Genomic DNA, 21,997 nt, shown 5'->3' with positions numbered 1-21,997 from the left:
ACACCATGAAACAGATTACAGGCGTCTATACCGCACCTCGCCCGCACTGGGTTGGCGATGGATTTCCGGTTCGTTCACTCTTTTCTTATCAGTCACATGCGCAGCAGTTGAGTCCATTCCTGCTGCTGGATTATGCCGGGCCACACACCTTTACGCCGGGTAATGAAAAACGCGGCGTTGGAGAGCATCCACACCGCGGTTTCGAGACCGTGACGATTGTTTATAGTGGCGAAGTCGAGCACCGGGACTCTACCGGTCGCGGCGGCGTTATCGGCCCGGGCGACGTTCAGTGGATGACCGCAGGCGCAGGCATTTTGCATGAAGAGTTCCACTCCGACGCGTTTACCCGTCGGGGCGGCGAACTGGAAATGGTGCAGTTGTGGGTTAACCTTCCCATGAAGGACAAAATGACCACTCCGGGTTATCAAAGCATTACCCACGATGTTATCCCGACCGTTACGTTGCCGGATGACGCCGGAGTCGTGCGGGTCATCGCAGGGCGTTATGAAGAGACAAAAGGCCCGGCGCACACTTTCTCGCCGCTCAATGTCTGGGATATGCGCCTGCAACGCAATCGCCAGCTTACATTAGCACAGCCGGAAGGATGGAGCACCGCGCTGGTGGTACTGAAAGGCAATATCACGGTGAACGGCACGACGCCGGTCAACGAAGCGCAACTGGTGGTATTGAGCCAGCAAGGGAAAACGCTGCACCTTGAGGCCAGCAGCGACGCCAGCGTATTGCTGTTATCAGGCGAGCCGCTGAATGAACCGATTGTGGGTTACGGCCCATTTGTTATGAACACGAAACAAGAGATCGCAGAAGCAGTCCGCGATTTCAACTCCGGCCGTTTTGGCCAAATCTGAAAACATGAAGGAGAACACGATGTCAAGTCCTGCTAATTTTAATGGTTTGCGCCCGGTAATTGATGTTAACGATTCCGTGATGCTTTTAATCGATCATCAAAGCGGTCTTTTCCAGACCGTAGGCGATATGCCAATGCCGGAATTACGCGCTCGCGCCGCGGCGTTGGCGAAGATGGCGACGTTAGCGAAAATGCCGGTCATTACCACGGCATCCGTACCGCAAGGTCCGAACGGCCCGCTGATCCCGGAGATCCACGCTAATGCGCCACATGCGCAGTACATTGCGCGCAAAGGTGAAATTAACGCCTGGGATAACGAAGATTTCGTTAAGGCGGTAAAAGCGACGGGTCGTAAGACGCTGATCATTGCCGGGACGATTACCAGCGTGTGTATGGCATTCCCGGCCATTAGCGCGGTAGCGGAAGGTTATAAGGTATTTGCCGTGATCGACGCATCCGGCACCTACAGTAAGATGGCGCAGGAGATCACCCTGGCGCGTATCGTACAGGCTGGCGTCGTACCGATGGATACTGCCGCAGTCGCCTCTGAGCTGCAAGGCACCTGGAACCGTGAAGACGCCGCCGCGTGGGCCGACGTTTATACTCAGGTATTCCCGGCCTATCAACTGCTGATCGAAAGCTACAGCAAAGCGCAGGATGTGGTGAAAAACAACGAAATGTTGGATTCACAGCGCTAATTTGCCTCCCCGCGCCAGTTTGGGCGGGGATTATGTCTATTGCATGAGCAAACGACAGTGAATATGTAAATTCTGCTTGACCGTTTTAGCGCAACTCCCTATAGTAGCGCCCCGTTGCCCCCCAAGTGGTCAGGCAGCAATACAATATGGTGAGGTGTCCGAGTGGCTGAAGGAGCACGCCTGGAAAGTGTGTATACGGCAACGTATCGAGGGTTCGAATCCCCCCCTCACCGCCATATTCTGAACGCATGTTACTGAGTTACATGCGCTTTTTCTTTATCTGCAATCCGGAGTATGCCATCGGGTATGCCAATACCATCCGGCTTTCACAGGACAGTATCGCCCTGCTTCGGACAGTTTAGGACTGTTTTGCACCAGTACGCAACCTCCAGGTTGAATACTTTTCGTACTTACCGTTCTCTTCCGTTTACCTTCGCGCTTTTATGCAAACCATCGATTTAGCTCATTCTGTCAATGTAAGTATGAATAATCCCGCAGGCAAATAATCAACATTGACCGTTGTATTGATTATCCACTCAACCTTTCCTGCACATCTCGCTGATAGCCACGCAACTCCTGCTATCATCTGCATAAATTTGGAACAGGCCGTATTTCCTCAATGCACACCTGCAAGCAGAACCTGACTTTTAACAAGAACGGGGTAATCCTGATTGTTTACAGCCCAGACGGCGGAGTTTTGCCATTAAGCCGATAAATAATACGGGAAGCACCCAGCTCAACACTGTATGTCTGCTGATGGTTTTCAGATAAAGCCGCACAAGCATGCCTGCACGTAAATTCATATAACACCCATTTTTATGTATGGGTCAGGAGATAATGCGTTCAGCGTGGGCGGGGCATTTTCGCGGTCAGAGGATGATAGCGGTTGTTGCCGTTTACTACGCCAGTTATAGAGCTGCGATTCATACAGGCTGAGCTCGCGGCTGGGTTGTAGAAAGATGAACCGCTACCGTCGAGTTTTGACGCGCCGGGAGAAGAAATTCGAAAATTATGAAGCGATGCTGCATTTTGTCTGTGGTGTCATTGTCTGGAATAAAATACTATTGGGATAGGATATAACTAATTAATAAATAAATGATATTTTTATATTTTAATTCATCCATTGAAAATATTAATATCATATACTAGCTTAGTATACAGTGGATAGTCATATAACTGGCACATCATTAAAAAGTAACTTAGCTTCTCTTTTATTTATTTTTTCGGGAAGTGATAACAGTTTTTCTTTTCTGTCTGCCTTGTCTAAAAAGTAAGGCAAACAGAAAAATTAAATTTTTAATTCATTATGTTATTGTGATTAGGTGGTGATACGTTATGCTTTCTACACAATGTTCAGACTCATCATCTGCTAGGGAAAACCTGGCTAAGTTATCCCAGTTTGATTCTGCGACCTTTGATGAATACGCGGGTCTCTATGAGGAAATGTTGTCCTGGCCCTATCGTAAAGAGTTAGAACTTCCTACATTAGAACTGTTACTGGGTGATCTATCTGGTCTTAATGTACTGGATTTTGGCTGCGGGCCAGGTAATATTTCGCGATGGTTGAACGCCCTGGGAGCAAAATCTATTGTCGGTTATGATATTTCTGAAGGTATGATTAATTATGCTCGCCGACGTGAGGAAAAAGAACAACTCGGTATTGATTACTTTACTGAGATTAATGAAAAATATGAGGAACATTTCGATATTGTCCTTGCAGTCTATGTTATGCCCTATATATCCCACAGTGAAGATCTACTGACAATGAGTCAGACGATGATCAAGATGTTAAAGCCTGGAGGGCGGCTAATCACACTGCCTATGCACCCTGAATTCAATTTAGATCCCGAATATTATCGGTCTGTTGGTCTTCGCCTGATTGAAGAACAACCCCGCGCGGATGGTAGCCAAGTTCGGCTTCATATCTGTCAGCCTCCTTACGATGTCAATATACAGGCCTACTATTGGTCACGTCAGACACTGGAAAGTGTGCTATATCAGGTGGGATTTCAGATAGTAAACTGGAAATCATTAAGTGTTCCCTCAAAACCCTTATCACTCGAACTTTCCCTCTATCTCCAATGTCCCCATTCCGCAATCATTGAATGCATCAAGGAATAATTATGTTATCCCCTTTCCCGAACCGGTCTGTGATTCCCTTTGTGTCTGGTATTGAACATATTGACCAGCATCAGTGGGATGGGCTGGTTACTGATCATGATTTTTTTCATAGCCATGGTTGGTTAGCCGCACTGGATCACGCCTTGGGTAAAGCGGATATTTTTACTCTGCGTGGCAGTAGTGGGTTGTTAGGTGGTTGTGCTCTTTGGGATGGAGAAAATAAACCTGGATTGTTCTACCTGCCAGACTACTTCCCCGGGTTGAAAGGCCCGTGGCAACAGCCTTTTCTGTGGGTTGGCGCTCGTCGCTCTACACACAATGAAATCCCCTGTGTACGTGGGCTGAGACGCGGTGAAGCCTTGTCAGCGATGGGTAACATGTTGGCGCAGTTGGCCAGGACCAGAAAACGTTACGCTACCATAGTCCCTTTTATGCCACTGTGTCAGGCACTGGAAGTTGCTCGTTATTGTCCCAATGCTCGTGTTCTGATGCACTCAGCGGAGGCAGCGATGACCATCCCTGAAGGTGGACTGATTTCGCAATTACAACGCATGGACTATCAACGCAGAAGAAGAACTAAAGTGGAGTTAGCTGCTTTTTCCCGCTTTGGCAACAGAGTGGAATGGCGCCGATTGGATGATCACCTGCTGGAACTCGCCGCAGAGCTAATAACTAACAACAGGACAAAATACGGTAACCATCAAAGTATTGACTGGATGCGGCGTATGTTTGATGGACAAAAAAAATCTGCGGTTATTGACTCCGCCGTTGCTGTTATAGCCATACGTGGCAATACAATTCTGGCTATAACTATCTTCTATCGATTTGGTGATACGTTACATTTTCGCTATTACGGCTCAAATTATCTGATTGATGATAACGATTTCCGTTATTTTGTGCTGAGTTATTACCACTCATTAGATTATGCGGTGAGAAATAGTATCCGCGAATATCGATTTTCTGTTTCTTCTCTCCGGGCCAAGTCATTGCGTGGTGCTGAAATAGAGCCGCTGGCAGCACTGCTGTTATTCGACAATGAAAACACGGCCATTCCGTCAACCCACGAATGTAAAAACTATAACCGTCTCTTTTATCATGAATACCAGCAACAGTATGGTGCCCACCTGTCCGCTCACTGGACACAACTTAATTAAAGGAAATGTTATGCTACATCTGATGTATTTATTAAAACCGACTCATAAAGCCCATCAGGATATGCCCGCATTTTGGCATTGGGTCGAGAAACGCGATGAATGGTTCTATCGCACACTGGAAATGGCAGGAGAACGACGCTGGTATGTTCGAACTATTGGCAATAACGTCCATTGTCTGGAACATTATGTTACTTTCGCCGATGAGTCTGCCTGGGGACAGTACCGTAGAGCCGTATCAGCACTCAGCCAAATACCCGAATGGGAAAAGATCCGCTCCGAACAAGAATTGTGGTGGGATATTCTTGATTCGAGCCTGTTGAACGATGCGCCTTTTATCTCTTCAGGAAGATAACATGAATTTGGTGCAGAGGAGTCTGTATTTACTCAACAGCGCACGTTTTTTTACTCTTGCCAGTCAACAGGGAGATGGCTTACCCTGGGCTTCTACTGTCAATTATGTGCCGTTGTTCGAACCCTTAAGGCTGGTGTGGTATTCGATGAGAATTGCCAGACATTCTAGGAATATTTGTCATCGCACCGAGGTCAGCGGTTCTCTGTTTCGTTATGACATGCAGGAGACGTCTCCGTTAGGGCTGGATGGTGCGCAATTTACCGGCAACGCGCGGGAAATACCACAGAGTGAGTGTGAACGTATCCATCAGGATTATTATCGACTCAATTTTCCCGATGCCTTAGAACGTTCTCGCTGGCAGTTGCCGCTACACGAGTTTTATGGTGATGGCCCGCGGCGTTTTTACGAACTTCTTATCAATGACTGGTGGTTGCTGGATATAGAAAGCTGGCTGCAGACCAAAGAGGATCGGCGAGTTTCCGTCGCCCTTGCCCAATTGGTTGTACCAAAACCGGAGGTATAATGGGTCTGTTAAATTTGTTGGCAGGCAAGCTAATCGTCTCCTGCCAGGCGTTACCCGATGAACCGTTACATGGTGCTTCGGTGATGGCGAAAATGGCAAATGCGGCATACCTTGGCGGAGCGGGTGGGATAGTTGCCAACGGTGCGCAGGATATCGTGGCCATCAAGGCACAGGTTACCTTACCGGTGATTGGTGTTCTGAATCGCCATTATAGCGACTCCACGGTATGCCTGACACCGACGGTGGCAGATATTCACGGATTAATGGTTGCGGAGCCGGACCTCATTTCCATCGAAACCGGCTTTCGGCACCGGCCTGGTGGTGAACGACTGGAAGATGTGCTTCTGGAAATCCGCACGCATTACCCCAGGGTATTACTGTTAGCGGCAGTGGCTACGCTTGAAGAGGCTCTTCTGGCACAAGATCTGGGTTATGATGGCATCACTACTGCGGCGTATGGCTATACTCCGGAGAGTAAAGGGAAGCACCTCATTGATGATAATTACGCACATCTGAAAGCATTATGTCATGCCGTTGCTTTGCCGATACTGGCTGAGGGGGGAATAAATACACCGGAACAGGCGGCCTGTGCGCTGCGCTGCGGGGCTCACTCCATTGTTGTCGGTGGAGCTATAACGCGGCCACAAAATATCACACGAGCCTTCGTTAATGGATTGTCCCTGCAGGGACAATAAAAGTTAGTTCTTTTGCATATGAAATCTACAGGAGATATATGGAAGTACATGGATAGGATTGGATCTGTATAGAAATTTGTGGTGCGACACGAGGCTGTTCCTGTGATTGTTTCAGCCAGTATGTAGTAAGAAGTGCGAAGAAACCTGCTGTCTCACCAGCAGTTCCCTACCCGACTGTGCGTTGAGAGTAATTTCAGGGTGCAAAGCGTCGGGGACAACGTAGCCACGGATTATCCGTAAGAGCGAGCCGTGAGGCTCAATCCGAAACTGCCAGCCGAAGGCGGTGAAGGCGCAAGGGATGAGGGTATGGTCAGCACAAGCAAATCCCGGTAAGCATCGTAATATGTAAGAAGCCAAAACGGCTGTCAGGCTTCAGCCAAAAGGCACGCGAGCAGGTATGTCCTCTCACAGATGGGGCATCGTGAGTGTTGTATCGCCGGTGTTAACGGGGGACCTGTCCCCTTGAGTCACAGGAACGGAACGTGGTAACCCCGTACAACTCCGCAAGATAGTGAGTTCGTGAGGACAAACAATGGTTGTGCGGGAGCGGGACGCCGGAAGAAGCGAATGATCGGTTGTAATGAACGATATACGGTTTTTTTTACCGGCCTGAAAAGGGGCTGACGTCCGGTGGGTCTTCTCTGGCGAGAAAGTCTGGTAAATCGACATTATGAGGGAACGCAAATGACGCAACAGGCCAGTAACCAGTGCGGTGCGCCTTCAGCATCATCTCTGTGGTCATCAATTAATTGGCAACAGGTTGAAGATGATGTATTTCGCTTCCAGATGCGTATCGCTAAGGCAACCAAAGCACAGCGCTGGAATAAAGTGCATGTGCTCCAGCGACTTCTCACCCGATCCCATCAGGCGAAGTTGCTGGCTGTAAGGCGCGAGACATCGAACCGGGGACGTAACACGCCGGGCATCGACGGAACGCGATGGATAAATCCGCAACAAAAGTGGCATGCCGCTATGTCTCTGTCCTGTCGGGGCTATCGGGCACAACCTTTACGACGTATACATATTCCCAAAAAGAACGGCAAAACAAGGCCGTTGGGGATCCCTACTATGCACGATCGCGCCATGCAGGCACTCTTTCTGTTAGCAACAGAACCCATGACTGAAAGCACAGCCGATCACCATTCGTATGGTTTTCGGCCAAAACGCTCAGCCGCAGATGCAATAGAACGGTGTTTTGTGGTGCTGGCGCAAAGGTCATCGGCACAATGGATCCTCGAAGGGGATATTAAAGGCTGTTTCGATAACATCAGCCACGACTGGATGTTAAGGCATCTCTGCATCGAGCGTAAGATACTCGCACAGTGGCTGAAGGCGGGCTTTCTTGAGAAAAGACAGCTTTTCTCCACCGTAGCAGGAACGCCGCAGGGAGGAATTATCTCCCCCGGTCTGGCTAACGGAGTTCTGGACGGAATGGAATCAATGCTGAAAAGCATGACGAGACCTGCCGACAAGGTTCACATGGTCAGGTACGCCGATGATTTTGTGATAACCGGCAGTTCGAAAGAGCTACTGGAAAACAGAATCAAACCCGCGGTAACGATATTCTTGCGGGAAAGAGGGCTGACACTATCTGAAGAAAAAACCGCGATCGTTTCGATATCACAGGGATTTGACTTTCTTGGTTTTAGTATTCGTAAATACGGCAGGAAACTGCTGATAAAACCAGCGAAAAGCAGTATCAAATCTTTCCTGGACGTTATTCGAAAAGAGATCAAGGTCGGTATAACTCTGCCCACAGCAGCATTAATAGTTCTGCTCAATCGTAAAATAACGGGTTGGGTAAACTATTACCGGCATGTTGTGGCAAAAGCTGTCTTCAGTAAAATCGACACCGCCATCTTCTGGGCTCTTTACCGTATGATAAGGCGGAAACACGGCAAGAAATCAAAACGTTGGCTTTACCGAAAGTACTACGGTAATAGAGGGCTGCGTCGCTGGATCTTTCACGCCATCTGGTGCACGAAAAATGGCGAAGTCAGGGATATCAGCCTGCAACGGGCTTCTGCGACACCAATCAGGTGTCACAGACAAATCCGTTCAGCCGCCAATCCTTACGATGTGGAATACGTCGATTACTTTAAAGAGCGAATGCGGAAATATCCTCCACAGCAGGAGGTTGCCGGGTCAGGAATTTATCTGGCTTTGTGAAGGCCTGAGCCGTGTGCGGGGAAACGTGCATGCACGGTTCTGAGGAGAGGGAGTCGCAGAAATGCGGCTCTCTTATCCGACTCACGTTAAAAATTCTACAGCGTCATCACATTATTCGGTCGCCCTTCAAAATAAATGGCTAACTGCGACAATATCAAATTCCAGCTCTGGAGCTGGAATTTGATATTTATCCTGTGCATTCATCAGCCCCAGATATAGCAGTTTCAGGTGGCTGTTTTTATTCGGTCGGGAAAGCTCCTTTGGTTTCCGTCAGCTTCCTGAACTGGCGATGTATCGATTCGATAGCATTCGTGGTGTAAATGACTTTGCGGATATTCGCTGAATAACGGAAGTATACTGACAGATTTTTCCACTTGCGTCGCCACAACTGAAGCACCACAGGATACTGCTGGCCCATTTCTCCTCCAGCTCATCCCGAGCTGTTTCTGCCGCCTCTTTTGACACCGCATGATATACGGACTTCAGCTCAGCCATGAACGCTTTATGGTGTTTTGATCCAGTGCGCGACAAGCCCCGACATTCAGGGCGATCAGACTATCTTCCACACCACGATTTTGCAGGTCGCTTAATACAGATAACCAGAAGTTTGCGCCTTCACTCTCAGACAGATAAAGGCCCGGGAGTTCTTTTTTGCCTTCCATATTCAGCGCCAGGATCGTATTCACTTCTGATAATATCTGCCGGACATGGACGCCCGACAAGGCTTTATTAGCAAAGCGGCTAAGGTTTTAAACAGCCGCAGAACATTGCAACGTCCTGTATTCTCTTGAGAACATATTAAATGTCAACGGTGAAGCGCACGACAACATCCCGCAAGCGTTCAGGCTCATGAGCTGACGTCACGGAAGTTCTCACTGCATGCACCCGTTTCGACCACAAGGGTGAGACTGGCAGTGCATAAACACCAAGATCGAGGACTCGCTGGAACAACGCCGTAACTGCCGCTGAGTCGGTACACAGGATAGGGACAATAGCGGTAGACGATTGCCCGGTATCAAAACCCAGTGCATTCAGGCTCTCACGCCAAAGGCGTGACATTGCGATCAAAACTTGCCTTCAGCGCACACCCATCCTGTCTCAGTCGTTTTACGCCCTGCAAGGCAATGAATGCATTAAGCGCAGAGAGACTCGTTGAGAAGCTTGCGCCGCGCAGGAACCGGAGGCGCATTAAATCCCCGGTGCGGCACGTGACGTACCCGCCGGTTGAGGCGAGCGCCTTATCCATAGTGCCGGTGCGGACGTCGATAGCTCCCGGCAAACCTCTACTCCAGAGCCATCAACGCCCAGAAGACCCAGAGAACAGGCTTCATTAACGATCAGCCGACAGTCGAAGCGACGGGCCAGAATAAATATCTCTCTTTACCGTTATAAACAGCGTTTCTTCGGCGACTTTCTGGAGCTTCCCGGCCTGACAGAGATCGCCGTCAACCGTCCGGGTGAGCTGTAGACCAAAATCAACGACGTATGGGAGCAGCACGCAGTTCCTTTGTCCTAGGAGAATTGCTACAAATTCGCCCGGTGTCTGGCAAAGCACCACGGCGACAATGTCGAAGATATCAAGCCGGGGCTGTCGGCCACATTGGAATCCGGCGAACGGTGCCAGGTTATTGTTCCTCCGGCCTGTGAGCGCAATACGGTGTCTGTCACCATCCGTAAGCCATCAAAGGTACAAATCCCGCATCAGTCATATATCGATGCGGGATTTTATAACCGGGTAACAGGCGAGGAAAAGACGGAGACACACGACGAGGAATTAATTGAATTGTACAATACAAAAAACATTCCTCTTTTTATGGAGAAATGCGTCGGGTACTGTAAAACGCTCGCGGTTGCCGGGGAAACCAGTACCGGGAAAACCACCTATATAGAAATGCTGACAGTTTATATTCCGGCACATCTTCGGATATCCACAATTGAGGACACCCCGGAAATTACATTCTTTATCCATAAAAACTACGTCCATCTTTTTTATCCGTCACAATCATCAGATGAAAAAGGTTCTGTCGTTACCCTGGCGAGCCTTTTTACGCTGGAATTACCGTATGAACCCTGACCGTATTCTGTTGACAGAAGTTCGTGGCGCGGAAGCCTGGGATTTTCTCAAAATAACAGGTTCCGGCCATGAAGGGAGTATGACCTCCATTCATGCAGGAGCAGCGAAAGAAGCTATAGATGGGTTTATTACCCGTTGCTACGAGAATCCACAATGTGCCCAGCTCCCCTATACATTTATGTTACGTAAGGTTCTGGATAGCCTGGACGTGATTGTGAGCATTGATTTAGACGGTAATGTTCGTCGTATGAATGACATTTATTTACGTCCAGTCCATCACAATCAATATTTTGAGGAAATGAAAGCATGATAAAGAAAATTAAAGTAATCATCCTGGCAGCAATAGTTACCGGATGTTCATCGCCACCGCCCCCCCGTTCCTGTAGAGTGGTATAAAGCCGCTGCCCCATTAAATACCCGTTTACCGCAATGGAGTGACAATAACGTTATAGTCCCTTCCCCGACAGTTAACGGTAAATGGACATCATCAATCAGCGCACAAAGTTTCCACGATACAATATAGTCTCCATCCGTATTTTATACAGTTGCCCACTCAACGCGAATTGTCGTCACTGCTCAATCCGGTACTGATTTCTTTAATGCCAAAAACTGGTTTCGTCATAATGGCGCAAAAGGTGTTATTGAATACCAGCCTGTCTTTAATTGCCTGACATGCAGAGAAACCACTATTTATTTTTCTCGCTAATCCATTCAAACAATATAATCTAACGAGGATTAATCATGAAAAAAACCGTTATCGCGGCGACTGTATTATGCCTGGTCGCAGGAACACCGATTTATTCCTTTGCCGCTGACCCGTGCGAAGTTGTTCTTTGTATGTACGGGAAAGCAACGGGTAATAGTGGTGGAAGTGAATGCAGTTCAGCAGAGCGCGCATTTTTTAAAATCAACGCTTTTAAAAAACATCATCGGTTTAATCCGGGTAAAACATTCAATATGAGAAAAGAATTTTTAGGAGAATGTAAAGCCGCAGACCCTGAATCAATAAGCAAAATCCTTTCAAAATTTGGCAGAGTGAAAGGATAACTGATATATCCATTTTGATATAAGAGGTTAGGAATGATAAATGAAGATTCATTCATTAAAAATATACATTCAAAAAATCAGGACAGAATATCTGTAAGCCTGGTATATGACACGTTATCAAAAGAAGCCCACAGAGGTTGTAGGCTGTATTACGAAATATACGAAAGCTGTTTTATCGGTCTTTTGCGCGATCATCTTTCAGAACTTAATGAAGCTGACGCAAATAAATTAATACACTATGCCGAAAGCAAAGGCACGAAAATTGATGATGCGTCCTGGAGTGAAGCACTGGAAGCTGAAAGGGAGTGCAGGGCTGAAATATACCGCGAGCAGATGTAATAACACAAAACAAAAGTGTATTGTACAATACACAGACTAACAGGCGACGGGATTTTAAGGCTTCATTATTTTTGGCTTCAATTTCGAAGAAATTGTTAAGACGAAAAATAAGGAAGTGGTACGCGGAAAGAAAATTCAATTTCGAAGAAATTGCTAATTTTAAGGAACCGCGCCCACCTGCGAACATTCGCCCACAGCGAATTGAGCAGGCCGGGGGGAGCCGCAAAAATTTTGCCGCCCCGGCGAGCAAAAAGGCACGCCCACGTGCCGTTTTTTGTGGGGGGCCTGCCCCGCACACCGTCGCAGCCAGGTAATATGACCCGCCCCGGCGGGGGATATTACCGACCAGGCGCGACCAACCCCTTTAAAGCAGCGTTCCCGTTTTTTCGAGCCAGCGAGGAAAAACAGGCTAAACGCAGCGTCTTAAAGGGGTTGGTCGCGCGTAGCGCAGGACGGTGTGCCGCCTTTGACTTTGGGGGTTTTGGCCCGGCGTCCAGCCGGGACATTACCCCCATGTGTCATGCAGTTAGGGCGTCCAGCCCGAACGTAATGGCACACGCCGTTGCCCGTCATTCGGGCGTTTCAGAGGACAGACGACCACGGGTCGGCTGTATTCTGAAAGCGCGGAGAACGGGCCTGATCACCACTGGCGATCAACGCCTTTTGCCTGTTCATCGGAGCATATTATGGGAGCATCACATGGGAGCGGGGTTACGCTCCCATGCGCTGCTCCCATCTTTTGCGCCCAACACGTCAGTTTTCGTATGGAGAAAACAGATATGGGTTCCCACCTGATGCAAAGGCTGAATGCCTTTGCTGATGCATTTTCCTTTTTCCTGGTATGGCTGCAAAACAGCCCTTTTATATTATCCCTGCTCGCAGGTCTTACATTACCTTTTATATTCCACCTTCCCCGCGAGGAAAGAAAGAACGCCCCGTTCTGGTTAAAGTCGGTTGCGTGTGTGTCCATCTTCTTTTTTATATCCGGCACCCTGTCACCGCTTACAGTTCAGGGGCTGAGTTACTTTTTAAAGTCGCTCAACAACAACATACTGTTCAGCGTTCCGCTATGGATCATGACCATGATATTTACGGCAGCAGGATTAATCTTTCATATTACAGTTCGACGACTTTTAGCAGGAGAAATTGACAACCTCAGACATCGAATGATTAAGAAAAGCGGGCTGGAGAGAAAAGCCAGAACGGATGTACGCAAAGTAAAAGAGCTGTTACCCGGCAGCACAGAATATAATCCACTCGATTACATTGATTTAAAGAAAGGTGTATTCATTGGCCTGAACAAAGATGACCAGCCACAATATATAACCCTGAAAGAATTCAGGACCCAACACGCAGCCATTATCGGCACAACAGGTTCAGGGAAAGGCATAACGGCAACCGTTCTGCTTTACCAGGCTATTCTTTCAGGAGAGGCTGTTTTTGTGGAAGATCCAAAAGATGATGAATGGGCACCACATGTACTCAGGGAAGCATGTAAAAAAGCAGGCAAAAAATTCACACTCATCAACCTGAACAAATTAAATTACCAGCTTGATTTGCTGGCTGACATTTCCCATGAACAACTGGAGGAACTTTTTAATGCCGGATTCAGTCTGGCGAAAAAAGGTGAAGCATCGGATTTTTATCGAATAAAAGATCGCAGGGCGGCCAGAAACACAGCAGCAATTTATAAGAAAAGAATGACGCTTCGTGATTTATTTAACACTGACTTTGTTCAGTCATTACGTGAAGATGTACCCGCATTTTGTGGTGAACTGGAAGAAATTGCTTTAGTTAACTCAATTAATGCCAAAAATGGATTTTCATTAAAATATGTTTTTGATGAAGGTGGTTGTTGCTACATTATTGGTTCAACGCGCAATCAAAAGATAATTTCCGCACAAAGAATGATTCTGACCCGGCTAATACAAATAGCAGAGACCAGGGACAGAATAAACAGCACCCCGCGTACTGTTGCTATTTTCCTCAATGAACTGAAATATCATCTCTCTCGCCCTGCTCTTGAAGGACTTGGAACGGCACGAGATAAAGTCGTGCATATATTCATGGCTTTTCAGGCGACAGCCGATCTGCGTGACTGCCCGTCTGACTTAAATGGTGATTCGGTTACTGGCGCTGTCATTGAAAACGCGAAATTTAAATTGATTTATAAAATCCAGAATCCCGAAACAGCAGAATGGGCGGCAAAAATGACAGGCTCAATCCTGGTCGATGATGAAATGAGGAAAATACGGACTGATTTATCATTAACGGAAAAAGTGGATACAGACCGAATGATAAGACAGGCAGAAAGTTACTACGTTGACAGTAATATGTTTTTAAATCTCCCTGAAAAAGTTGGTTTTGTATTTACGTCAACCGAACTCCCCAGAGCTACAAAGATGTTTCAGATTAAGGTCAAAAAAGAAAACATCGAACTTCTTTCATTTGAGTATAAACAGGCAACGCCGAATAAAAATGAAAGACAGGAAAATAAGCCATCAATCAATCTGTGAGGACTGAAATGCTTATTCATAACGTTGCAGAAAGGAAAGACGCCGCAAACAGAAAAATGCTTGCATTGCTGACATTCCTTAAAGAAGAGACATACTCCGATTTTAAAACGCTGAAAAAGTTGTTGGATTCAGGGGGAAAAGTCACCGTCCAACGTATACGCTACTGAATAAAGCGGTTGCGTTGGGGTTTCTGATAAAACATCACTACCCGGTAATAGCCGGAAAGAAATCACTATGGGGGATCACCATGCAGGGGCTGGCGATGGTGGTAAAGCCTGACGATAACGTATTCCCCGGTTATTTTGAGCCGGGTAATCTTAAATACAGGACGCTGGAGCATCGACTGTTAAACCAGCGGGTAAGAATTGCACTGGAAGAGAAAGGCGGGCAGGGCTGGCTTAATGGCGATCGGGGGGAGTTTCTGGCGCGTTATCCTGACGTCCGCTATCGTCCTGACGGGATTATCACGCTGGATAACGGCGCAATCGTCGCCGTCGAAACGGAGCGCTCAATGAAAACCCGCGCCCGCTATATCAACATCATTAACAGCCATCTGGCGGCCAGCGATGCCGGACACTGGCACTACGCCATGTATGTTATGCCGGACGATAAAACCAGAACATCGTTAATCCGGCTGTTTGATACCATCAAAACAGTGATGAGAAACAACGTTCCGGTGTCATTCGACGCGAAAAGCCGCGAAATATTTGTCTTCCGCACGATAAATGAACTGGAGTAGCCAGATACTAACGGAGACTAAAAATAACAGCCTGTATTCAAGTAGTCAGGTGAAATTAACTGCAAAGCGATCACATAGCTCTTCCTGGATCCGAGTATTCGTTTTGCTATTCAGTCAGATGAATATTCATGATACTAAGATTAAGATTAAGATTAAGATTAAGATTAAGATTAAGATTAAGATTAAGATTAAGATTAAGATTAAGATTAAGATTAAGATTAGTATAGAAAATCTAGCATTTTCAATGACTACCGAATGTAATTTAAAATACCTATTTAAACAATAGGTTTTTTTTATTAGTAATACTGTTCTGCATACAACAAGTTATCTTTGCCGTATAAACCCTACAAAACATAAGGAATATTAATATGAGAACAAAGGTAAAGATATTGCCTGTGATTATTACAATAGCTCTGCTGAGCAGTGCCCCAACCGCCCAAGCTGATAGTTCAACCAGACATGACAGTTTCTGGTGGCCACAAAAACTCGATCTTTCTTCGCTGCGGTTGCATGATGTCGAGTCTAATCCTTACGGTGCTAATTTTAATTATGCCAAAGAATTTAATAGCCTTGATCTGACTGCGGTAAAAAAAGATATCAAAACCTTACTGACAACTTCACAAGACTGGTGGCCAGCCGATTATGGTAATTATGGACCATTTTTTATCCGTATGGCATGGCATGGCGCAGGAACATACCGGGTTTATGATGGGCGTGGAGGGGCAGACGGTGGGCAACAGCGGTTTGCGCCTTTAAATAGCTGGCCGGATAACGTTAACCTTGACAAAGCCCGCCGTCTTTTATGGCCAATAAAAAAGAAATATGGAGAAAAAATATCATGGGGTGATTTGATGGTTCTGACAGGGAATGTTGCCCTTGAGTCTATGGGGTTTAAAACTCTAGGATTTGCCGGTGGTCGTGAAGATGACTGGCAATCTGATTTAGTCTATTGGGGGGCGGGACCAAAGCTTTTATCGGATAACAGGGACAAAAAAGGAAAACTCGAAAAGCCGCTGGCAGCGACACAGATGGGACTAATTTATGTTAATCCGGAAGGGCCAAATGGTAAACCCGACCCTCTTGCTTCAGCCAAAGATATCCGTGAAGCTTTCGCCGGTATGGCAATGAATGATGAAGAAACCGTCGCACTTATTGCTGGCGGGCACACTTTTGGTAAAGCACACGGTGCAGCATCTCCGGCAAAATGCGTCGGTCCAGCCCCGGCAGAAGCTGGTGTGGAAGAGCAGGGGCTGGGATGGATTAATAAGTGCGGAACAGGAAATGGTAAAGACACAATAAGTAGTGGTCTAGAAGGAGCATGGTCGGCAGATCCCACGCATTTTACAATGCAATATCTTAATAACCTGTACAAACATGACTGGGTTTTGACAAAAAGTCCGGCTGGTGCATGGCAATGGAAACCAAAAGATGCAAAAAATATCGTTCCTGATGCAGCTGATCCGTCAAAGTTTCATCCTTTAATGATGTTTACGACAGATATTGCCCTTAAGGTTGATCCGGCATATGAAAAAATATCCAGACGCTTTATGGAACATCCTGAAGAATTTAAACAGGCTTTTGCCCGAGCCTGGTTTAAACTGACGAACAGAGATATGGGGCCAAAGGCACGATATCTTGGAGCAGAGATACCAAAAGAAGATTTTATCTGGCAGGATCCGCTCCCTGTTGCTGAATATAAAATGATTGAAAATCAAGACATTATGTCCTTGAAAGAGAAAATAATTAAGTCAGGACTGTCAGATTCAATGTTAATCAGAACAGCATGGGCTTCGGCCTCCACGTTTCGGGGAACTGATTTCCGTGGAGGTGATAATGGAGCCCGTATTCGTCTGGAACCACAAAAAAACTGGGCGGTCAACGATCCGGCAGAACTTAACCATGTGCTGAAAACCCTGGAAAACATCCAAAGCAACTTTAATAAGAACAGGACTGATGGCAAACAAGTATCACTGGCTGACCTTATTGTTCTGGGGGGAAATACTGCAATTGAGGATGCTGCCAAAAGGGCTGGATATGACATTCATGTCCCCTTTACTCCCGGTCGGACAGATGCATCTCAGTCACAGACAGATATTCACTCTTTTTCCGTGCTGGAGCCAACAGCAGACGGGTTTCGTAACTATTATGATGCAAAAAGAAATAAGAAATCACCCACGGAACTGTTAGTTGATCGTGCAAATAAACTGGAACTTACAGTACCTGAAATGACTGTTCTTATCGGCGGGCTTCGGGTATTAGGTGCGAATTCTGGTAATTCCCACGCCGGCGTATTAACTCGTAATCCCGGTGTTCTGAGTAATGATTTCTTTGTTAACTTGCTTGATATGTCAACAAAATGGACTAAATCCACCAAAAATCAGGGTTATTTCGATGGTTTTGATCGTAAAACAGGAAAACTCGAGTGGACAGCCAGCCCGGTAGATCTCATATTTGGTTCTAATTCCGAGCTCAGGGCGGTTGCTGAGGTTTATGCTTCAGATGATGCTCACGAGAAATTTGTCCATGATTTTGTCAACGCATGGACAAAAGTAATGAACCTTGATCGTTTCGACCTGAGAAAAATGTAACCAGTAAAAAAACTGGATGGAAATAAAACCCATCCAGTTCAGACCTGATGATAACGACAGAGGGTATCAGGGAGAGCAAAAAATTGTAATCACTGATTATATTTTATCATTTACAAATTAAATAAAGGAAGCAGATTAATGAAAAAAATATTTACGATAGTGACAATGGGAATGTTGTTTACAGGGTCTGCATCTGTATTTGCTGCGGACCTAGATGTTGATATGGATACCCTTGCACAAAATCTTGGCGTTGTTCAGACTACAACTGACGCTGCAAAAATGAAAATCTCGCTGGAGAATATGCGTAATGCAGCAATTGATGCTCAAAAATCTACGCCACCAAAACTTGAGGGAAAATCAACAGATACTGTGGAGATGAAAGATTATCGCCATGGCCTGAATATTTTAATTGGACAGATTGACAAAGCAAGGAAACTGACCAGTGAAGGAAAAATTAAAGAAGCGCAGAAGATAGCCACTGAGATAAAACAAACACGTGATATATATCACAGTAAATATCGCTAATTTCGATATCTTATTAAAAGAGGTTATACCCATCATACTTCAAGTTGCAGGTATGTTGGCTGAATTAGTCCCCCTGTCACTTAGTCATCTAAGATGCAGGGGATTTGCTCATCTACCTAAATTTTGAAATAATATTCGTTGTTTTCCGGCAGTTTATATTGCATTGCACTCCCTTTTTCGGTTCAACACACTATTTCTGATAATACTTTGTATAACCCAACAACTTCTGGCGATCTTTTTTAACTAATGTCAGAATATAATATCAAAAAATCAGAAGGTATACCTGACAGTCCCCCCGACCATATTGTCGCCATCGGTATTTAAAGATACCCCGGCAACAATATCAGTCTGTCTGTTTATATTAACCGCAGCGTTTAAAAATCCGGTCGTTAAGCCACCACTGTGTTTTTTTACCGGGGGAGACATTACCCGGTGAGAATCGAGAACGGTATAATTTTCAGCCCATGAGTCAGAATTCATTAACTCATACTGGTACATAACGCTGGCGGTCAGCGTCAGTTCTGTTTTACGGTAAATATCAAACATTTTACTAATTTCAGCATTTGCATAAATTTGATTTGACCAGTTCCCTGAATTATCAAGCGTGACATTATTCCAGCCATTCCCACCTTTCTCAGTAAAACCGGAATGATTAAAGTAAGTGGTATTTAATCCGGATTCTATATTTGTTTTTACATTCCCTGTAAAATGAAACTCTCTGGATAATTGATTTTTAATCGCCAGACTATAAGAATCAAATGTGGCTGTACGACCCAGACCTTCGTAATGATTTCGTGAAAAATCATTACGGCTGTAAATACCATTTAATTTAATACCATAAGTCAACCAGTCAAAATCATGTGACAAAGAATAACCAGCAAGCCAGGACGAAACATCATTATGCGATTTATTCACATAATCAATATCGCTGTTCTGATATCCGACAAAAATATTATCACCGGGAAAAACAACGTGGTCTTTAGACAGTAAAAATGATGTATCATCATTAGAATAGTTGACAGTCCCGTAAACATGCTTACTGTTATTAGTTTGTTTTGAATGAAATATACCAAACTTAACCCGGTCACTCGCATAAAATAACTCAGCGCCGGATGAATCATTCTTACCATAAGATCCCTTTATATATGAGGTATTCCCTCTCAGTTTATCCTGGATATAGAATAAATCATCGCTCCGGTTCAGGATGACAGCATTCAAATTTGCATAATCCCTGGAAGAAATATCATATCGCTGAAAATACATATCCCCCTGACCTTCAAATAAAATATAAAGATTATTCTCGTCCTGCGCCAGTGAAGTATAACCGTTAACCGGCGCATCAAAAACCTGAATTCTCCGGCCAGTATTTGTTGTGATCCAGACACCATCCCGGCCAGCTCTCTTTGTCTGTGTTGTATAACCAACCAGATAGACGTTATCGTCAAGAGAGAGTGAACTGGTCTCCGCACGTGAGACATTATCAGGCAGAAAATCCTCTTTCACTCTCGCCCAGGTTTCCCCGTTATTATTAGTTCTGTATACAATCCTGTTTTCAACTTCCCGCCGTGTTTCAGGTTTGGCTGACAAATAGATGTATCCGTCATGATGGAAAATACTGCTTTCAGAAGTAATATCCGGCAAACCATCAGTTCCCGGCTTCCCGTTAATCTGACTGTCGGGACGCAGCCATGCAGAAGACCAGGTTTTCCCGTTATCCGTTGAGTAAATAAACCCGGAAGTGGCTGTTGTTCCCCCGTTTATATTATCCTTATCATTATGCCATGCCTGAGCCGCAATATAAACAGTGCCTTTATAATACATTCCAGAGCCGGGTCCCTGTAAAATATACTTATATCCAGGAGGAGCCAGATTATACAGGCTTACTCCCTTATCCCAGGTTTTTCCTCCGTCATCGGATTTAAACATAAAAAAATCAGAATTATTACTGACAGGTTTCGCTGTAATAAACCTGTCATTGTAAAATCCAAAAAGGAATGTGCTGCCTGTATCAGTATTATGTACAATAGCCGGATCTGAAATTTGATGTTTCCCTTTAATATCCGGAATTACTTCCTGTTCATGACTCCAGGTATTTCCTCCGTCAGTAGATATTCTGTATCCGAAATGCACATCTTTATTTAAACCAATATCGCTTGTACCATCTGCCCTGGCATCACTTACAGCAATTACCGTCCCCTGAGTCGTGGCCGTGATCGCCGGAATTCGGTAAGCATTCGTACTCGTCTTTTGATGCTGTGAAAAGATCTGTTGAGGACTGTGCCATCCATCATTAACAGGTAATTTTCCCATCATTGTTGAAGCATCAGAATAAGGAGTAATAAAAAATCCGAATAATATCAGCTTGTTGATTTTCATTTTGCACACTCATTTTAGCAGGGTTTTATTTATCAGAAGGTTAAATAATACAACGCAGGTGATATCCACTTTCTTGTGGATATCACCTTATCATTATGTTTATTTTTTAATTTCCAGATGACTGTTATTAACCCCAAGCCATACAGAACCTGTTGTTGCCTGGCCCCCGTCTGTTTCCCCTCCAATCATGAGTAAACCATTTTCCAAGGGCAGTGACACACCATACGCAATTCCTTCCGGCAAAGTACCTGCATCTGACCATGTTCCTTTTTTATACAGATAAACTTTGTCACTGTACGTTTTTTTCAGTCCCTGGTGCGCATAAAATTTTCCCTGGCTGTAATTCTTCCTTGCTCCGGGGAAATAAGCACCTCCGGCAAAAATAATATCGCCATGACTCATTCCGCCAAAGCTCCCCGCCACACCGTCAGGTGAAGACACCGGGGAGAGTTTCTTCCAGACCAGTCCTTTATTTTTAAACTGCCCTGCAATAACCTCATCCGTTCTGAGACCCGGCTTAACTTCACCATTAATCAGAATGATGCTGTCACCATTAACTACGGGAGTGGCCCCGGCAGTTCCGTGGAAGGGTAACATTCCGTAATAATGCCATTGTGATGAATCCGGATCGAAAGTCAGAATTGTATTGCTGTACAGGTAATCACCTGCTGATTTACCAAAATAGTTTTTGTTAATGCCATCAAGTAACGTTTTATTCCCGTCAGCCAGGGCAACATCGCTGAAATATCCATTAAAGATATTCTGATTTACGCCTCCTGTGGTGAAAACTTTGCCATCATGTACCCATGTCACATGTCCCACCATCCCCAGCGGGCTGTGGGACATCAGTTTACGCCACACATTTTCTGACGGGTTATACATATAAACATCATTAAATGCCTGCGTAAGACCGTTCTCATTTTTCCCCACACCACCGAAAACATAAATATTTCCATTGATGACAGCGGATGTGGACTGTTCTCTCGGTGTACCAGGAAATTCGGCAACAGGTTCCCATTTCTTCTCCGGTGATCCCGTATCCAGCTTATACCATGTTTTCCCGGCACTCCCGAGGCCCACATAGATAACTTTCCCGTCAATGACTCCCGTACCACTTTTAAACGGGACAGGGAGTGGAGGCAATACCGATGCACCAGCCGCAAAAGATGCGGCCATTATAAGAACTCCGGTAATTTTTTTCTTTAACACAATGCTC

General features: G+C 45.6%; 16 protein-coding genes, 1 tRNA gene and 5 pseudogenes. 18 read left to right on the top strand and 4 right to left on the bottom strand.

Features of this window, described 5'->3' with window-relative positions:
* Nucleotides 1-5 precede the first annotated feature (5 nt).
* The 10 genes and pseudogenes from J4728_RS00590 (at nt 6) to ltrA (ending at nt 8,577) form a co-directional block, all read left to right on the top strand.
* On the top strand, nt 6-866 hold the full coding sequence (locus J4728_RS00590; RefSeq protein ID WP_000809969.1) for a pirin family protein: 861 nt from the start codon (nt 6-8) through the stop codon (nt 864-866).
* 19 nt (nt 867-885) lie between these two features.
* The gene (locus tag J4728_RS00585) at nt 886-1,563 is read left to right on the top strand and encodes a hydrolase (protein WP_000097893.1); all 678 of its coding nucleotides are present in this window, start codon (nt 886-888) and stop codon (nt 1,561-1,563) included.
* A 148-nt stretch (nt 1,564-1,711) separates the two neighbouring features.
* Nucleotides 1,712-1,799 (top strand) — tRNA-Ser (locus J4728_RS00580).
* 723 nt (nt 1,800-2,522) lie between these two features.
* Nucleotides 2,523-2,636 (top strand): annotated as a pseudogene (locus tag J4728_RS00575) (IS5/IS1182 family transposase); the annotation flags it as partial.
* 262 nt (nt 2,637-2,898) lie between these two features.
* Entirely contained in the window at nt 2,899-3,684 is a 786-nt protein-coding gene (locus J4728_RS00570) for a class I SAM-dependent DNA methyltransferase (protein WP_208210896.1), read from the top strand.
* A gap of 2 nt (nt 3,685-3,686) precedes the next feature.
* Nucleotides 3,687-4,838, top strand: coding sequence for a peptidogalycan biosysnthesis protein (locus J4728_RS00565; protein ID WP_208210894.1), 1,152 nt, complete (start codon nt 3,687-3,689; stop codon nt 4,836-4,838).
* A gap of 10 nt (nt 4,839-4,848) precedes the next feature.
* Nucleotides 4,849-5,190 (top strand): hypothetical protein, encoded by a 342-nt coding sequence (locus J4728_RS00560; protein ID WP_208210891.1) that lies wholly within the window; start codon nt 4,849-4,851, stop codon nt 5,188-5,190.
* Between the two features lies 1 nt (nt 5,191).
* A complete protein-coding gene (locus tag J4728_RS00555) occupies nt 5,192-5,713 on the top strand; it encodes a pyridoxamine 5'-phosphate oxidase family protein (RefSeq protein WP_208210887.1) in 522 nt (173 codons plus the stop codon).
* Nucleotides 5,713-6,408 carry an N-acetylmannosamine-6-phosphate 2-epimerase gene (locus J4728_RS00550; protein ID WP_208210885.1) on the top strand — a complete coding sequence of 232 codons (696 nt, stop codon included), beginning with the start codon at nt 5,713-5,715 and terminating at the stop codon, nt 6,406-6,408. Before J4728_RS00555 ends, J4728_RS00550 begins: the two co-directional genes overlap by 1 nt.
* Nucleotides 6,409-7,092: 684 nt before the next feature.
* Entirely contained in the window at nt 7,093-8,577 is a 1,485-nt protein-coding gene (gene ltrA / locus J4728_RS00545) for a group II intron reverse transcriptase/maturase (protein ID WP_208210883.1), read from the top strand.
* Between the two features lie 95 nt (nt 8,578-8,672).
* Here the strand turns inward: ltrA and J4728_RS00540 are convergent.
* Both J4728_RS00540 and J4728_RS24235 read right to left on the bottom strand, forming a co-directional pair.
* A pseudogene (locus J4728_RS00540) lies at nt 8,673-9,263 on the bottom strand (transposase); the annotation flags it as partial.
* A 112-nt stretch (nt 9,264-9,375) separates the two neighbouring features.
* Nucleotides 9,376-9,645 (bottom strand): aminotransferase class I/II-fold pyridoxal phosphate-dependent enzyme, encoded by a 270-nt coding sequence (locus tag J4728_RS24235; protein WP_409587749.1) that lies wholly within the window; start codon nt 9,643-9,645, stop codon nt 9,376-9,378.
* Nucleotides 9,646-9,943: 298 nt separating this feature from the next.
* Between J4728_RS24235 and virB11 the strand changes: the two are divergent.
* The 8 genes and pseudogenes from virB11 (at nt 9,944) to cybC (ending at nt 18,405) form a co-directional block, all read left to right on the top strand.
* Nucleotides 9,944-10,961, top strand: a pseudogene (gene virB11 / locus J4728_RS00535) (P-type DNA transfer ATPase VirB11).
* Nucleotides 10,958-11,357 (top strand): annotated as a pseudogene (locus tag J4728_RS00530) (cag pathogenicity island Cag12 family protein). Before virB11 ends, J4728_RS00530 begins: the two co-directional pseudogenes overlap by 4 nt.
* 35 nt (nt 11,358-11,392) lie before the next feature.
* Nucleotides 11,393-11,698, top strand: coding sequence for a conjugal transfer protein (locus J4728_RS00525; protein WP_208210882.1), 306 nt, complete (start codon nt 11,393-11,395; stop codon nt 11,696-11,698).
* Between the two features lie 33 nt (nt 11,699-11,731).
* On the top strand, nt 11,732-12,037 hold the full coding sequence (locus tag J4728_RS00520) for a dpoa decarboxylase (RefSeq protein ID WP_208210879.1): 306 nt from the start codon (nt 11,732-11,734) through the stop codon (nt 12,035-12,037).
* A gap of 779 nt (nt 12,038-12,816) precedes the next feature.
* Nucleotides 12,817-14,553, top strand: a complete 1,737-nt coding sequence (locus tag J4728_RS00515) for a type IV secretory system conjugative DNA transfer family protein (protein WP_208211180.1) — start codon at nt 12,817-12,819, stop codon at nt 14,551-14,553.
* Between the two features lie 8 nt (nt 14,554-14,561).
* Nucleotides 14,562-15,292: pseudogene (gene mobC / locus J4728_RS00510) on the top strand (MobC family replication-relaxation protein).
* Nucleotides 15,293-15,660: 368 nt separating this feature from the next.
* Nucleotides 15,661-17,880, top strand: coding sequence for a catalase/peroxidase HPI (katG, locus tag J4728_RS00505; protein ID WP_208210876.1), 2,220 nt, complete (start codon nt 15,661-15,663; stop codon nt 17,878-17,880).
* Nucleotides 17,881-18,018: 138 nt separating this feature from the next.
* Complete coding sequence (gene cybC, locus J4728_RS00500) at nt 18,019-18,405, top strand: cytochrome b562 (RefSeq protein WP_208210873.1); 387 nt, start codon at nt 18,019-18,021, stop codon at nt 18,403-18,405.
* 270 nt (nt 18,406-18,675) lie between these two features.
* Here the strand turns inward: cybC and J4728_RS00495 are convergent, their stop codons facing one another.
* Together J4728_RS00495 and J4728_RS00490 are read right to left on the bottom strand one after the other, a co-directional pair.
* The gene (locus tag J4728_RS00495; protein WP_243771234.1) at nt 18,676-20,781 is read right to left on the bottom strand and encodes an exo-alpha-sialidase; all 2,106 of its coding nucleotides are present in this window, start codon (nt 20,779-20,781) and stop codon (nt 18,676-18,678) included.
* 99 nt (nt 20,782-20,880) lie between these two features.
* Complete coding sequence (locus J4728_RS00490; RefSeq protein ID WP_313896398.1) at nt 20,881-21,990, bottom strand: N-acetylneuraminate epimerase; 1,110 nt, start codon at nt 21,988-21,990, stop codon at nt 20,881-20,883.
* Nucleotides 21,991-21,997 lie beyond the last annotated feature (7 nt).

The sequence above is a fragment of the Salmonella sp. 32070601201500089SM genome, assembly GCF_017573605.1.
Lineage (GTDB): Bacteria > Pseudomonadota > Gammaproteobacteria > Enterobacterales > Enterobacteriaceae > Salmonella > Salmonella enterica.
The sequence above is the reverse complement of the archived record's forward strand: the minus strand, read 5'-3'. Positions and strand labels throughout refer to the sequence as shown.